This window comes from Mycobacterium sp. 852002-40037_SCH5390672 (assembly GCF_001665875.1).
Lineage (GTDB): Bacteria > Actinomycetota > Actinomycetes > Mycobacteriales > Mycobacteriaceae > Mycobacterium.
Genome location: NZ_LZTA01000097.1, coordinates 72,440 through 88,113, shown reverse-complemented (window position 1 = coordinate 88,113; position 15,674 = coordinate 72,440). Strand labels below are relative to the sequence as shown.

Sequence of the window (15,674 nt, the reverse complement as noted above, 5' to 3'; positions counted from 1 at the left end):
TGCAGTGTGCCAAATCGGCACGCAGGAGTCCCAATCCTCTACCTCGGACGCCCGTCGCTTCCCTCGCTTTTCCAGGGCTGCACCCAGCCCTCGATCGCCCAGTTCTCCCGCGCGGCGATCAACTCGTACATGGTGGCGCCGTCGATCGTCTCCCGGATGATGTCGGCGTGCCCGGCATGCCGGGCCAGCTCGTTGATCACATGCAGGATCACCCAGCGCACCGACCAGGCCTGCTGATTCTTGGGAAACCACGGGATGTCGTGCGGGACGGGCACCGCGGCTTCCAGGTCGGCGGTCTCCGCCAGCCGCAGCGTCGTCGCGTTCTGCGCCTCGAACGCCCGCAACAACCCGGCCAGCGTCTCGTCGGGCCGCATCACGTGCTGATCGCCGAAGTCCTTGGTGATCTGCTCGAACGGGCGGTTGTCTTTCGGCGGCGCGTCCGGTGCGGCGGCGACGCGCGCCATCCAGCTGCGCTGCATTCCGGTGGCGTGTTTGATCAGCCCGCCGATCGACAACGCGCTGACCGAAGGCGTTGACCGGGCCTGGTCGTCGGTGAGGCCATGGCTGACCGCGAAATACGCGCTCTGGTGAAACTCCAGGAAATCGCGCAGGGCGCTACGTTCGTCGGCCACCGGCGGGGCGAGTGCGGGCATGAGTCGATCCTAGGTCTCGTGCGCCGTAAGGTGCGGGGATGCAGGTGGTTTCGGCATGCGAATAACGAAGGCCGAGTCGACCGAGCTCTTCGTCGGGCCACCGGACGCGCCGCTGCAACTGGTCCGCGTCACCGTCTCCGACTGTGGGAAGCCCACGCCGATTCGCATCGACGGCCGCGGCCTGCGCGGGCGGGCGGTTGCCGAACGCGGATGCGAGGCCGTGGAGGTTGCGGTGACCGTCGATGAGGCTGTCGCCGGACAGCGCCGGCCCGCGCGGGTGCACGCCGGTGGTCTGCGGCTGCCGTTCGAGTTCACCGTGGCCGAGCCCGGCTGGACCATGTTCATGATCAGCCACTTCCACTACGACCCGGTGTGGTGGAACACCCAGGGCGCCTATACCAGCGAGTGGACCGAGGACCCGCCGGGGCGGGCCCGCCAGACCAACGGGTTCGAGCTGGTGCACGCCCATCTGGAGATGGCCCGCCGCGATCCCGACTACAAGTTCGTGCTGGCCGAGGTCGACTACCTCAAGCCCTACTGGGACACCCGCCCCGAAGACCGTGCCGACCTGCGCCGGTTCATCGCCCAGGGCCGCGTCGAGGTGATGGGTGGTACGTACAACGAACCCAACACCAACCTCACCAGCCCGGAAACGACGATTCGAAACCTGGTGCATGGCATGGGTTTTCAGCGCCATGTCCTGGGAGGCGACCCGGCCACGGCGTGGCAGCTGGACGTGTTCGGTCACGATCCGCAATTCCCCGGGATGGCCGCCGACGCGGGGCTGACGTCGAGTTCGTGGGCCAGGGGACCGCACCACCAGTGGGGTCCGGCCCAGGGTGATCCCGAAACCGGCGGCGTGGAGCGCATGCAGTTCAGCAGCGAGTTCGAGTGGATCTCGCCGTCGGGCCGCGGGCTGCTCACCCATTACATGCCCGCGCATTATTCGGCCGGCTGGTGGATGGATTCCGCGGCGTCGCTGAGCGAGGCCGAGGCCGCCACGTATGAGCTCTTCGATCAGCTCAAAAAAGTCGCACTCACCCGCAATGTGTTGCTGCCGGTCGGCACCGACTACACCCCGCCCAACAAGTGGGTCACCGAGATCCACCGTGACTGGGCCGGCCGGTACACCTGGCCGCGCTTCGTGTGCGCGCTGCCGCGCGAGTTCTTCGCGGCGGTGCGTGCCGAACTGGCGCACTGCGATCGCGCGCCCTCGCCCCAGACCCGGGACATGAACCCCATCTACACCGGCAAGGACGTGTCCTACATCGACACCAAGCAGGCCAACCGGGCCGCCGAGAACGCCGTGTTGCAGGCCGAGCGCTTCGCGGTGTTCGCCGGGCTGCTGAGCGGCGCCCCGTACCCGCAGGCCGCGCTGGCCAAGGCCTGGGTGCAGCTGGCCTACGGTGCACACCATGACGCCATCACCGGCTCGGAATCCGACCAGGTGTACCTCGACCTGCTGACCGGATGGCGCGACGCCTGGGAGCTGGGCACCGCGGCCCGCGACAACTCGCTGGCGTTGCTGTCCGGGGCCGTAGGAGTCGCTGAGGGCGACGTGATCGTGTGGAATCCGCTGACCTGCCCGCGCACCGACATCGTCACCGCACGCCTGGACCACCCGGCCGGCCGCGTTCGGGTGTTCGACACCGACGGTGCCGAGCTGGCGGCGCACGTCGAGCACGACGGCCGATCGGTCAGCTGGCTGGCGCGCGATGTGCCGTCGCTGGGTTGGCGGGCGTACCGGTTGGTGCCCACCGAACCGGACGGACCGGGCGGCTGGAGATCGGTGGCGGGATCGGTCATCTCCAACGAGCACTACCGCGTCGAGGTCGACCCGGCGCGCGGCGGGGGAGTCGCCTCGCTGATCCAGGACGGCCGCGAGCTGATTGCCGACGGGCGGGTGGGCAACGAGCTCGCCGTCTACGAGGAATACCCGGCGCACCCGAGCCAGGGTGAGGGCCCGTGGCATCTGCTGCCCAAGGGGCCGGTGGTGTGCTCGTCGGAAGCGCCCGCGCGGGTTCGGGCCTACCACGGGCCACTCGGTCAGCGGGTGGTGGTGCAAGGCCGGATCGGCACGCTGCTGCGCTACACCCAGACCCTGACGCTGTGGCGTGGCGTCGCGCGGGTGGACTGCCGCACCACGATCGACGAGTTCAGCGGCGCAGACCAGCTGGTGCGGCTGCGTTGGCCGTGCCCGGTGCCGGGCGCCATGCCGGTCAGCGAGGTGGGCGATGCCGTCGTCGGCCGCGGTTTCGCGCTGCTGCACGAGGGGACCCGCTCGGTGGACACCGCCCAGCACCTGTGGACCTTGGACAACCCGGCGTACGGCTGGTTCGGCCTGTCCTCGGCGGCCCGGGTGCGGATCTCGGGCAGCGGCGTGCGGGCGGTGTCGGTCGCCGAGGTGGTGTCGCCGACGGAGGCGGCGTCCGGCCCGCTGGCCCGGGAGCTGATGGTCGCGCTGGTCCGCGCGGGCGTCACGGCCACCTGCAGCGCCGCGGACAAGCCGCGCTACGGCAACCTGGAGGTCGATTCCAATCTGCCCGACGTGCGCATCGCGCTGGGCGGGCCCGGCCGCAACGCGTTCGCCGCGGCCGTGCTGGCCGACGCGGGTCCGGCGTACCGCGACGAACTGGACCGCCAGTTGGCGACGACCGGCCGGGCCCGGATATGGGTGCCGGCCGAGACGCCGCTGGACGCGGTGTGGGTGCCCGACGCCGACCTGCGTTCGTTGCGGGCGTTGCCCGTGCTGGTCATCGACGGCCGCGACGCCGACCACCTGCGGGCCGCGATCGCCGCGGTGGCCGATGACCTCGGTGACGCCGAGATCGTCGTAACGCAGCAACCACCCTCGGGGACGGTCGCTTTCGAAGACCGCACCGTCGCCCTGCTCAACCGCGGCGTGCCCAGCTTCGCCGTCGACACCGAGGGCACCCTGCATACCGCGCTGATGCGTTCCTGCACCGGCTGGCCGTCGGGCATCTGGATCGACGACCCGCGCCGCACCGCGCCGGACGGCTCCAACTTCCAACTGCAGCACTGGACGCATGCCTTCGACTATGCGCTGGTCAGCGCAGCGGGCGACTGGCGGCAAGCCCAGATCCCCACCCGCGGTGCGCGGTTCTCCCAGCCACTGCTCGCCGTCACTGCGCGCCGGCGCGGGGGCGCGCTGCCGCCGACCGGATCGCTGCTGCGCGTCGAGCCCGCCGAATCGGTACAGCTGGGCGCCCTCAAGGCCGCCGGCAATCCGCTGACCGCGGGCAGCGCGGCGCCCCTGGACCCGAACGCGATCGCGCTGCGCTTGGTGGAGACGACCGGCACGACCACCCACGTCGTCATCGACTCGGACGTCGCGACGGTGAACGACCTGCAGCGTGTCGATCTGCTGGAAACGCGGCCCGAACCCGTGCCGTCGATCGAGCTGCACGGCTACCAGGTGGCGACCGTGCTGGCCCGATTCGCCGCGCCCCGGGCGGTGACCGGCGCCGCCGTCCTGGCCCCGCACGCCGAGGCCGCGCAACCGCTGTACGCGCGGTATTGGCTGCACAATCGCGGCCCCGCGCCGCTGGGCGGACTTCCGGCGGTCGCCCATCTGCACCCGTCGCAGCTGACAGCGGAACCCGGCGGCGAGGTGACGTTGCGCCTCACCGCGGCCAGCGACAGCACCGATGCCACGCTGCACGGCGCGGTCGTCCTCGGATGTCCGGCCGGCTGGACGCCCATGCCGGCCGAGCTGCCCTTCACTTTGTGCACCGGCGACTACCTGCACACCGACGTGGTGGTGTCGGTCCCGGCTCGCGCCGAGCCGGGGCTATACCCGGTCCGCGCCGAACTCCGCATCACCGGCGAAGGGGTCCCGGCCTCGTGGCGGCAGCCCGTCGAGGACGTGTGCGTGGTGGCGGTGGGTGACCCCGGCGAGCTGGTCTACCTCGCCGACGGGCCCGCCGAGGTCACGCTCGAGGCCGGCGAAGCGGGCGCCGTGACCGTCACGGTCGGCAGCCACGCCGCGGCCGACCTGGCGCTGGAGGCGCATCTGATCAGCCCCTGGGGCACCTGGGAGTGGATGGGTCCGGGCGCGCTGGGCGCGGTGCTACCCGCCCGGGGCACCGTCGACCTAGGCTTCCAGCTGACCCCGCCGGCCTGGCTGGACCCCGGCCAGTGGTGGGCGCTGGTGCGGGTCGGCTGCAGTGGCCGACTGGTCTACTCGCCGGCGGTGAAAGTGACGGTGACATGAGCATGCATCCGATCGCGACGGTTGCCGGCGTGCCCGTTTCGCCGGACGTCCTCGACGCCGCCGAAGCGCGGCTGCGCACCGCGCGCGGGGCGGCCGCCCTACCGGTCAGCGGCACCCGCGAGGGCCGCCAACTGCGGCGGTGGCTGACCCAACTCATCGTCACCGAGCGGGTGGTCGCCGCGGAGGCCACCGCACGCGGGCTGAGCGCGCGCGGTGCGCCGTCGGAGGCCGGGCTGCTGCCCGACCCGACCGCCCGGCTGGAGATCGGCAGCGTCGCCGCGGCCGTGCTCGCCGACCCGCGGGCCCGGGCGCTGTTCGCCGATGTCACCGCCGCGGTGCGGGTGGCCGACGCCGAGGTGGCCGCCTATCACGCCCGCAACCCACTGCGCTTCGCCACGCCGCGGCGTGGCGAATATGGCTGGCGTACAGCGGCTTTGGCTGCCCCGCCCCTGCACGAGGTGCGATCGGCGATCGAAGAGCATCTGCGCGGCGCCGCACGGCGACGCGCCTTCCGGCTGTGGCTGGACGCGCGACGCGCGGCGCTGGTGGAGCTGGCACCCGGCTACGAGCATCCCGGCGACCCCCGCCAACCCGACAACACCCACCGGCACTGAGCGCCATGCTCACCCTCTGCCTGGACGTCGGCGGCACCAAAATCGCCGCTGCGCTGGCAGATTCGGGAGGAGAGCTGGTGTACTCCGCGATCCGCCCCACGCCGATCACGTCCGCCGCGGACGACGTCTGGGCCGTCGTCGAAGCGATGATCAGCGACGCGCTGCGGGCGGCGACGGGGCCGGTCGCCGCCGTGGGGATCGCGTCGTCCGGGCCCATCGACCTGCGCAGCGGGTCCGTCAGCCCGATCAACATCGACAGCTGGGACCGGTTCCCGTTGCGCGACAGGGTTGCGGCGGCGGTGCCCGGAGTGCCGGTGGTGCTGGCCGGCGACGGCGTCTGTATGGCGTTGGGCGAGCATTGGATTGGAGCCGGCAAGGACGCGGGCCCGGACGCCCGGTTTCTGCTGGGCATGGTGGTCTCCACCGGGGTGGGCGGCGGCCTGGTGCTCGACGGTGTCCCCTACTCGGGGCGCACCGGCAATGCCGGTCACGTCGGACACGTGGTGGTCGAACTGGACGGTAGGCCTTGCACCTGCGGCGGTCACGGCTGCGTGGAGACCGTCGCGTCCGGGCCGTGGATGGTGCGCCGGGCGCGAGAAAACGGGTGGTCGGCGCCCCCCGGCGCCGGCGCCAGCGACCTGGCCGCCGCCGCGGAGTCCGGAGACCCCTTGGCGCAGAGAGCATTTCATCGCGGCGCCAACGCGCTCGCCGCGATGATCGCCTCGGTCGGCGCGGTGTGCGATCTGGATCTCGTGGTGATCGGGGGAGGTGTCGCCAAATCCGGGCCGCTGCTCTTCGACCCACTGCGGGCCAAGCTCGCCGAATACGCCGGCCTGGACTTCTTGTCCGGACTGCGGGTGGTGCCGGGCGAGCTGGGCGGCGCAGCCGGTCTGATCGGCGCGGCCCGGCTCGCGGCCCTGCGCTGACCCGCTGCATGTGCTGTGGGCCCAGGTCGCACAGACTCGGCAGCACCGGGTCCGGCGTCATGCAAAGGTCATTGGCATGAACCACAGCATCGACGCGCTCGCGGTCGTGATCACCGGACTGCTGGTCGGCGTGGAGCTGGCGGTCGCGGTCTTCTTCAACCCGCTCATCGCCCGGCTGCCCGACGACGCCTTCCGCGCGGCGCGCGGCGGCGCCGGCCGAGCGCTGGGCACGACGATGCCGTTCTGGTATGCCATCGTCCTGCTGCTGTTGGTGTCGCTCGCCATCCAGGAGCGCGGCGCCCCGCGCGACTGGCTCTGCGGCGTCGCCGCGGGCCTGATGGCGGTGGTGGTGCTGCTGACGGTCACCATGCTGGTGCCGATCAACAACCGCATCGCCAAGTGGCCGAGCACCGGTGAGCTCTCGCGCGAGCTCGCGGCCCGCTGGGATCGACGGCACCGGCTGCGGGTGATCCTGCTGCTGGCGGTGTTTGTCCTGCTGGTCCTCGCGGTCACCTGAGGCCGCCGTTTTGGCTGATCGCGCACGTCACGCTATTGTGTTAGCCGATCCACCGAAGACCGTCGGTCACCGAGCAATCGGTTGAAGGTCCGGGAGCATCCCGGCGGCCCACGCAGGAGGACGAGGCACAGCGCCGGCGCCTGCCGGCGTGCTTTCACGCCCCGGCCGCTTCTGCGCCGGGGCGTTCGTCGTTCTACGGGGATCGAGACGACACGTCGCATTGACTTTCACTTCAGGAGGTAGGCATGGCCAGGGCTGACAAGGCCACCGCCGTTGCAGACATCGCCGAGCAGTTCAAGGAATCGACCGCGACCCTGATCACGGAGTACCGGGGTCTGACGGTCGCCAACCTGGCCGAGCTGCGGCGCTCGCTCAACGGGGCGGCCACCTACTCGGTCGCCAAGAACACGCTGGTCAGGCGGGCCGCTTCGGAGGCCGGGGTCGAGGGGCTCGACGAGCTTTTCGCCGGCCCGACGGCCATTGCATTCGTCACCGGGGAACCGGTCGACGCCGCCAAGGCCATCAAGACCTTCGCCAAGGAACACAAGGCGCTGGTCATCAAGGGCGGCTACATGGACGGCCGCGCGCTGACGGTCGCCGAAGTCGAGCGCATCGCCGACCTCGAGTCGCGTGAGGTGCTGCTGGCCAAGCTGGCCGGCGCGATGAAGGGCAACCTCGCCAAGGCGGCCGGCTTGTTCAACGCTCCGGCTTCGCAGGTCGCCCGGCTCGCGGCCGCCCTGCAGGAGAAGAAGGCCGCCGAAGCTCCGGCAGGTCCCGCTGCTGCTGCGGAACCCGCAGCCGCTGCGGAGCCGGCCGCGGAAGCCGCCCCGGAACCAGCTTCGGAAACACCGGCTGAGGCGCCGGAAACCCCGGCCGAAGCCGAATAACAACCAACCCGGAACCTGGAAAAAACAAGGAAGGACCCATACCCATGGCAAAGATGTCAACCGACGACCTGCTCGACGCCTTCAAGGAAATGACCCTGCTGGAGCTCTCCGACTTCGTGAAGAAGTTCGAGGAAACCTTCGAGGTCACCGCGGCCGCCCCGGTCGCCGTCGCCGCTGCCGGTGGCGCCGCCGCCGGTGGCGCGCCCGCCGAGGCCGCCGAGGAGCAGTCGGAGTTCGACGTGATCCTCGAGGCCGCCGGTGACAAGAAGATCGGCGTCATCAAGGTGGTCCGCGAGATCGTCTCCGGCCTGGGCCTCAAGGAGGCCAAGGACCTGGTCGACGGCGCGCCCAAACCACTGCTGGAGAAGGTGGCCAAGGAGGCCGCCGACGAGGCCAAGACCAAGCTCGAGGCCGCCGGCGCCACCGTCACCGTCAAGTAAGTCACTGCGCGTGAACCCCCGGGATCACCATCCCGGGGGTTTCGTGCATTCAGCGCCGTGTCGACCGCACGGACTCGTGCACTTGGTCTGCTGAATCACCAAGTGCCACAAGCAGGCTCGAATACATCGCGGTGAGTACCGGCGCGACGGCAGCGCCGTCGTTGCCGTAGTAGCCGGCCAGCTCGAGCATGACGAACCCGTGGATCAACGCCCAGAACTGGGCTGCGGTGGCCACGACGGACGCGTCGTCGTCGGCAGCGCCCACGGTGATGCGGCCGGCCACCATGCAGCGGTGCACCCCGCGCACCACGTGCGCGAAGCTGGGGTATCCGCGCTCGATCTCGGCGACCGTGAGCGTCAGGACATTGTGGGCGGGGGCATTGATGCCGTGCGCGCTGGTACTGCCGAACATCAGCCGATACATGTGCGGGCGCCCGATGGCGTAGCGGCGGTAGGCCGCCCCGATCGCAAACAGGTCGGCGACCGGATCGTTGGTTTCGGACACGGCCAGTGCGGCGTCGAACTGGCGCAGTCCCTCCTCGGCCACCTCGGCGATGAGCCCCCGCATCCCGCCGAAATGGGTGTAGACCGCCATGGTGGAGGTTCCCGCCGCGCCGGCCACCTTGCGCGTCTGCAGGGCGTCGGGCCCGTCGTCGTCGAGCAGACCGACCGCGGCGTGCAGCATCTCCTCGCGAACGCTGCGCTGAACTTCTGAAGTCATCGTTGCCATCTTCTCATCAGCAGCGTACCGTACCAATAACGCTGAAATAACACTGTTATAGGAGTTCAGTCATGGTGACCACGGCAACCGTCAAGCCCGGCAATCCCTACCTCGAGGACTTCCTGGCGCCGGTGAGCGCGGAAGTCACCGCGCACGATCTGCCGGTCACCGGGCACATTCCCGAACACCTCGACGGGCGCTACCTGCGCAACGGGCCCAACCCGGCCGCCGAGGTGGACCCGGCCGTCTACCACTGGTTCAGCGGCGACGGCATGGTGCACGGGGTGGCGCTGCGCGACGGACAGGCCCGCTGGTATCGCAACCGCTGGGTGCGCAGCCGACCGGTGTGCCGAACCCTCGGCGAGCCGGCGCCCGGCCGGCTCGACCCGCGCGCGGGAATGCTGAGCCTGGGGGCCAACACCAGCGCGGTGAGCCACGCCGGACGCACCCTGGCGCTGGTGGAGGGCGGAGTCGCCAACTACGAGCTCACCGAAGAGCTGGACACCATCGGGACGTGCGACTTCGACGGCACGCTGACGGGCGGCTACACCGCGCATCCGCACCGCGATCCGCGCACCGGCGAACTGCACGCGGTGTCTTACTCGTTCACGCGCGGACGAACCGTGCAGTACTCGGTGATCGATGCCGCCGGACGTGCCCGGCGCACGGTGGACATCGAGGTGGGCGGGTCGCCGATGATGCACGACTTCTCGCTGACCGACAAATACGTGGTGATCTACGACCTCCCGGTGACGTTCGACCCGGTACAGGTGCTGCCGCAGAAAATGCCGCCCTGGCTGGCCCTGCCGGCCCGTCTGGTGCTGCAGTCGCTGATCGGGCGGGTGCGGGTGCCGAGCCCGATCAACGCCAGGCTGAACCGCGGCGCCACCCACTCCGACCGGATGCCCTATGCGTGGAACCCGCGCTACCCCGCGCGCATCGGGGTCATGCCCAGGGAAGGAGCCAACAAGGACGTGCGCTGGTTCGACATCGAACCCTGCTACGTCTACCACCCGCTGAACGCCTATTCGGAGATGCGCGGTGCCGCCGAGGTTTTGGTGCTCGACGTGGTGCGCTACACGCGGATGTTCGACCGGGACCGGCGCGGCCCCGGGGAAAGCACCCCCATGCTGGACCGCTGGACCATCAACCTCGCGACCGGCGCGGTCACCACCGAATGCCGCGACGAACAGTCCCAGGAATTCCCGCGGATCAACGAGGAGTTGCTGGGCGCACGGCACCGGTTCGGCTACACCGTGGGCGCGCACTTCGCGGGCGGCGGATCCGGCCTTTTCAAACACGACTATGCGACGGGATCCCGCGAGGTCGCAGTCCTCGATGCCGGCGTTTTACTCGGCGAGATGTCCTTTGTGCCCAATCCCTCGGCACGCGCCGAAGATGACGGCATCCTGATCGGCTTCGGCTATCACCGCGACCGCGACGAAGGCCAATTGCTTTTGCTGGACGCGCAGACGCTCGAACAGGTGGCCACCGTCCACCTGCCGCAGCGGGTGCCGATGGGCTTCCACGGCAACTGGGCGCCCACTGGCTAACGTTCGGCTGGAACGTGCGTCAAATAAGTTGTGCCGTGCGGGCTTCCGGGTGATCTCAAGACGGCCAATTTTTCCAGCTGTCCTCCGCATCCCTGATGCCGTGTGGCAGGCGTGCGCTACAGTGACTCATGCCACACAAAAGGGCAGGTGGCGGGCACGAGTGTCGACGGAAGGATTTCCCATGGGCGTCGCTATCGAGGTGAATGGACTGACGAAGTCCTTCGGATCCTCGAGGATTTGGGAAGACGTGACGCTGGAAGTCCCCGCCGGGGAGGTCAGCGTGCTGCTGGGGCCGTCGGGTACCGGCAAATCGGTTTTCCTGAAATCCCTGATCGGTCTGTTGCGGCCCGAGCGCGGCTCGGTCGTCATCGACGGCACCGACATCCTGCAGTGTTCGGCCAAGGAACTCTACGAGATCCGCACGCTGTTCGGCGTGATGTTCCAGGACGGTGCCCTGTTCGGTTCGATGAACCTATTCGACAACGCGGCGTTCCCGCTGCGCGAGCACACCAAGAAGAAGGAAGGCGAGATCCGTGACATCGTCATGGAGAAGCTGACCCTGGTCGGTCTTGGTGGCGACGAGAAGAAGTTCCCCGGAGAGATCTCCGGCGGTATGCGCAAGCGCGCCAGCCTGGCCCGGGCTTTGGTGATGGATCCGCAGATCATCCTGTGTGACGAGCCCGACTCCGGTCTGGACCCGGTTCGTACCGCCTACTTGAGCCAGTTGATCCTCGACATCAATGCCCAGATCGACGCCACGGTGCTGATCGTGACGCACAACATCAACATCGCCCGCACCGTGCCGGACAACATGGGCATGCTTTTCCGTCGCAAGCTGGTCATGTTCGGCCCGCGTGAGGTGCTGCTGACCAGCGACGAGCCCGTCGTGCGGCAATTCCTCAACGGCCGCCGGATCGGGCCGATCGGCATGTCCGAGGAAAAGGACGAGGCGACCATGGCCGAAGAGCAGGCCATGATCGATGCCGGTCACCACGCCGGTGGTGTCGAGGAGATCGAGGGGGTGCCGCCGCAGATCGTCGCGACCCCCGGGATGCCCGAGCGCAAGGCAGTCGCCCGCCGCCAGGCCAGGGTGCGCGAGATTCTGCACACGCTGCCCAAGGGTGCTCAGGCCGCCATCCTCGACGACCTCGAAGGCACCCACAAGTACCGCGCGCACGAGTTCGGCGACTAGGGTGCGTAGGCCCGGTGGGTTTCGCGATAACTCCGGGTAACACGGCGGCCCGCCCTCTTGACGAAGGGCCGTAAACCGGCCAGTCTGTTGGGCAGCATGTATCCAGCGGAAAGTCGAGATGCCAGCCAGCGCCGATATCCCTGGACTGCTAGTGCTGGGAAGTTGAGGAATGCGCGGTCCTGCGCTATTGTTGGACGTTGCGCTGGCTACTTCCTGCCCACCTCACCCGCCACCTGACACCGTGGTCTAAGTCTGAGCCCCGTTAAGCGGCTTAGTTCTAGTTGCGCGTGAGATCCGGACAGTTCGTTCGCCGGCCGAACCGACAAATTCGCGGCGAGCTGGCCGGTGGTCCCGGCCTTCGTGAGTCGCACGAGGTGCTGGAAGGATGCATCTTGGCAGATTTCCGCCAGAGCAAGACGGATCGCCCACAAAGTTCCTCTTATGGAAGTTCTTCAAACGGGTCCGTGCCTGGAGCCCCCAACCGAGTTTCCTTCGCCAAGCTCCGCGAACCGCTTGAGGTTCCCGGTCTGCTTGACGTGCAGATCGACTCCTTCGAGTGGTTGATCGGCGCGCCGCGGTGGCGTGAGGCCGCCGCCGCCCGCGGGGACGTCACTCCGGTGGGTGGCCTGGAAGAGGTGCTCTACGAGCTCTCGCCGATCGAGGACTTTTCCGGCTCGATGTCGCTGTCGTTCTCCGACCCGCGTTTCGACGAGGTCAAGGCGCCGGTCGACGAGTGCAAAGACAAGGACATGACGTACGCGGCCCCGCTGTTCGTCACTGCCGAGTTCATCAACAACAACACCGGCGAGATCAAGAGCCAGACGGTGTTCATGGGTGACTTCCCGATGATGACCGAGAAGGGCACCTTCATCATCAACGGGACCGAGCGTGTGGTGGTCAGCCAGCTGGTCCGCTCGCCCGGTGTGTACTTCGATGAGAGCATCGACAAGTCGACCGAGAAGCTGCTGCACAGCGTCAAGGTGATCCCCAGCCGGGGTGCGTGGCTGGAGTTCGACGTCGACAAGCGCGACACCGTCGGTGTGCGCATCGACCGCAAGCGTCGCCAGCCGGTCACCGTGCTGCTCAAGGCGCTGGGCTGGACCAACGAGCAGATCCACGAGCGGTTTGGTTTCTCCGAGATCATGATGTCGACGCTGGAGAAGGACAACACCGCCGGCACCGACGAGGCACTGCTGGACATCTACCGCAAGCTGCGTCCGGGCGAGCCGCCGACCAAGGAGTCCGCGCAGACCCTGCTGGAGAACCTGTTCTTCAAGGAGAAGCGCTACGACCTGGCCCGCGTGGGCCGTTACAAGGTCAACAAGAAGCTCGGGCTGCACGTCGGCGAGCCGATCACGTCGTCGACGCTGACCGAGGAAGACGTCGTCGCCACCATCGAATACCTGGTGCGCCTGCACGAGGGCCAGGCCACGATGACCGTCCCCGGCGGCACCGAGGTGCCGGTGGAGACCGACGACATCGACCACTTCGGTAACCGCCGGCTGCGCACCGTCGGCGAGCTGATCCAGAACCAGATCCGCGTCGGCATGTCGCGGATGGAGCGCGTGGTCCGGGAACGGATGACGACGCAGGACGTCGAGGCCATCACGCCGCAGACCCTGATCAACATCCGGCCGGTCGTCGCCGCGATCAAGGAGTTCTTCGGCACCAGCCAGCTGTCGCAGTTCATGGACCAGAACAACCCGCTGTCCGGGTTGACCCACAAGCGTCGTCTCTCGGCGCTGGGCCCGGGTGGTCTGTCGCGTGAGCGCGCCGGCCTCGAGGTCCGTGACGTCCACCCGTCGCACTACGGCCGGATGTGCCCGATCGAGACCCCGGAGGGTCCGAACATCGGTCTGATCGGCTCGCTGTCGGTGTACGCCCGGGTCAACCCGTTCGGGTTCATCGAGACGCCGTACCGCAAGGTGGTCGACGGTGTGGTCTCCGACGAGATCCACTACCTGACCGCCGACGAGGAGGACCGCCACGTCGTGGCGCAGGCCAACTCGCCGATCGACGACAAGGGCCGGTTCGAAGAGTCACGTGTCCTGGTCCGCCGCAAGGCGGGCGAGGTCGAGTACGTGCCCTCGTCCGAGGTGGACTACATGGACGTGTCGCCGCGCCAGATGGTGTCGGTGGCCACGGCCATGATCCCGTTCCTCGAGCACGACGACGCCAACCGTGCCCTGATGGGTGCCAACATGCAGCGCCAGGCGGTTCCGCTGGTGCGCAGCGAGGCGCCGCTGGTGGGTACCGGCATGGAGCTGCGCGCCGCGATCGACGCCGGTGACGTGGTGGTGGCCGACAAGGCCGGGGTGATCGAGGAGGTCTCCGCCGACTACATCACCGTGATGGCCGACGACGGCACCCGGCACACCTACCGGATGCGCAAGTTCGAGCGGTCCAACCATGGCACCTGCGCCAACCAGTCGCCGATCGTCGACGCGGGGGAGCGGGTCGAGGCCGGTCAGGTCATCGCCGACGGTCCGTGCACCGAGAACGGCGAGATGGCGCTGGGCAAGAACCTGCTCGTGGCGATCATGCCGTGGGAAGGCCACAACTACGAGGACGCGATCATCCTCTCCAACCGGCTGGTTGAGGAGGACGTGCTCACCTCGATCCACATCGAGGAGCACGAGATCGATGCCCGCGACACCAAGCTGGGCGCCGAGGAGATCACCCGGGACATCCCGAACGTCTCCGACGAGGTGCTGGCCGACCTGGACGAGCGCGGCATCGTGCGCATCGGTGCCGAGGTCCGTGACGGCGACATCCTGGTCGGCAAGGTCACCCCGAAGGGTGAGACCGAGCTGACGCCGGAGGAGCGGCTGCTGCGTGCGATCTTCGGTGAGAAGGCCCGCGAGGTCCGCGACACCTCACTGAAGGTGCCGCACGGCGAGTCCGGCAAGGTCATCGGAATCCGGGTGTTCTCCCGCGAGGACGACGACGAGCTGCCGGCCGGTGTCAACGAGTTGGTGCGCGTCTACGTGGCCCAGAAGCGGAAGATCTCCGACGGCGACAAGCTGGCCGGACGCCACGGCAACAAGGGCGTCATCGGCAAGATCCTGCCGCAGGAGGACATGCCGTTCATGCCGGACGGCACGCCGGTGGACATCATCCTGAACACCCACGGTGTGCCGCGACGGATGAACATCGGTCAGATCCTGGAGACCCACCTCGGGTGGGTGGCCAAATCCGGCTGGAACATCGACGGTTCGCCCGAGTGGGCGGCCAACCTGCCCGAGCAGCTGCTGCACGCGCAGCCGAACCAGATCGTGTCGACGCCGGTGTTCGACGGCGCCAAGGAGGAGGAGCTGCAGGGCATGCTGTCCTGCACGCTGCCCAACCGTGACGGCGAGGTCATGGTCAACGGCGATGGCAAGGCGGTGCTGTTCGACGGCCGCAGCGGCGAGCCGTTCCCGTACCCGGTGACCGTTGGCTACATGTACATCATGAAGCTGCACCACCTCGTGGACGACAAGATCCACGCCCGCTCCACCGGTCCGTACTCGATGATCACGCAGCAGCCGCTGGGTGGTAAGGCGCAGTTCGGTGGGCAGCGCTTCGGTGAGATGGAGTGCTGGGCCATGCAGGCCTACGGCGCCGCGTACACACTGCAGGAGCTGTTGACCATCAAGTCCGACGACACGGTCGGCCGGGTCAAGGTGTACGAGGCGATCGTCAAGGGCGAGAACATCCCGGAGCCGGGTATTCCCGAGTCCTTCAAGGTGTTGCTCAAGGAGTTGCAGTCGCTCTGCCTCAACGTCGAGGTGCTCTCCTCGGACGGTGCGGCGATCGAATTGCGCGAAGGCGAGGACGAGGACCTCGAGCGGGCAGCGGCGAACCTGGGAATCAACCTGTCCCGCAACGAATCTGCGTCTGTTGAGGACCTGGCTTAGCGGCAAATCCATTGCAGCCAAGCCAGCCTCTTATTGGT

Annotated in this window: 10 protein-coding genes and 1 pseudogene; 9 read left to right on the top strand and 2 right to left on the bottom strand. The window is 68.4% G+C overall.

Annotated elements, in window-relative coordinates:
- Positions 1–38 precede the first annotated feature (38 nt).
- Positions 39–632, bottom strand: a complete 594-nt coding sequence (locus A5782_RS17490) for a DinB family protein (RefSeq protein WP_067103143.1) — start codon at positions 630–632, stop codon at positions 39–41.
- Positions 633–708: 76 nt separating this feature from the next.
- On the opposite strand from A5782_RS17490, the gene A5782_RS17485 reads away from it, so the two are divergent.
- From A5782_RS17485 to rplL, 6 genes and pseudogenes are all read left to right on the top strand, one after another.
- The gene (locus A5782_RS17485; RefSeq protein WP_067102853.1) at positions 709–4,887 is read left to right on the top strand and encodes an NEW3 domain-containing protein; all 4,179 of its coding nucleotides are present in this window, start codon (positions 709–711) and stop codon (positions 4,885–4,887) included.
- Positions 4,884–5,501 (top strand): malonyl CoA-ACP transacylase, encoded by a 618-nt coding sequence (locus A5782_RS17480; RefSeq protein WP_067102851.1) that lies wholly within the window; start codon positions 4,884–4,886, stop codon positions 5,499–5,501. Before A5782_RS17485 ends, A5782_RS17480 begins: the two co-directional genes overlap by 4 nt.
- A gap of 5 nt (positions 5,502–5,506) precedes the next feature.
- Positions 5,507–6,427, top strand: coding sequence for an ROK family protein (locus A5782_RS17475; protein ID WP_067102849.1), 921 nt, complete (start codon positions 5,507–5,509; stop codon positions 6,425–6,427).
- Positions 6,428–6,503: 76 nt separating this feature from the next.
- Positions 6,504–6,944, top strand: coding sequence for a DUF1772 domain-containing protein (locus A5782_RS17470; protein ID WP_067102847.1), 441 nt, complete (start codon positions 6,504–6,506; stop codon positions 6,942–6,944).
- Positions 6,945–7,189: 245 nt separating this feature from the next.
- Positions 7,190–7,711, top strand: a pseudogene (rplJ, locus tag A5782_RS17465) (50S ribosomal protein L10); the annotation flags it as partial.
- Between the two features lie 164 nt (positions 7,712–7,875).
- Positions 7,876–8,271: a 50S ribosomal protein L7/L12 gene (gene rplL, locus A5782_RS17460; RefSeq protein WP_067102843.1), complete on the top strand. Its 396-nt coding sequence runs from the start codon at positions 7,876–7,878 to the stop codon at positions 8,269–8,271.
- 49 nt (positions 8,272–8,320) lie between these two features.
- Here rplL and A5782_RS17455 read toward each other — a convergent pair whose 3' ends face one another.
- Entirely contained in the window at positions 8,321–8,992 is a 672-nt protein-coding gene (locus tag A5782_RS17455) for a TetR/AcrR family transcriptional regulator (protein WP_067102840.1), read from the bottom strand.
- A 71-nt stretch (positions 8,993–9,063) separates the two neighbouring features.
- Between A5782_RS17455 and A5782_RS17450 the strand changes: the two genes are divergently transcribed.
- The 3 genes from A5782_RS17450 (at position 9,064) to A5782_RS17440 (ending at position 15,636) form a co-directional block, all read left to right on the top strand.
- Entirely contained in the window at positions 9,064–10,545 is a 1,482-nt protein-coding gene (locus A5782_RS17450; RefSeq protein ID WP_067102838.1) for a carotenoid oxygenase family protein, read from the top strand.
- Positions 10,546–10,726: 181 nt separating this feature from the next.
- On the top strand, positions 10,727–11,737 hold the full coding sequence (locus A5782_RS17445; protein WP_067102836.1) for an ABC transporter ATP-binding protein: 1,011 nt from the start codon (positions 10,727–10,729) through the stop codon (positions 11,735–11,737).
- A gap of 392 nt (positions 11,738–12,129) precedes the next feature.
- Positions 12,130–15,636, top strand: coding sequence for a DNA-directed RNA polymerase subunit beta (locus tag A5782_RS17440; protein WP_156624003.1), 3,507 nt, complete (start codon positions 12,130–12,132; stop codon positions 15,634–15,636).
- Positions 15,637–15,674 lie beyond the last annotated feature (38 nt).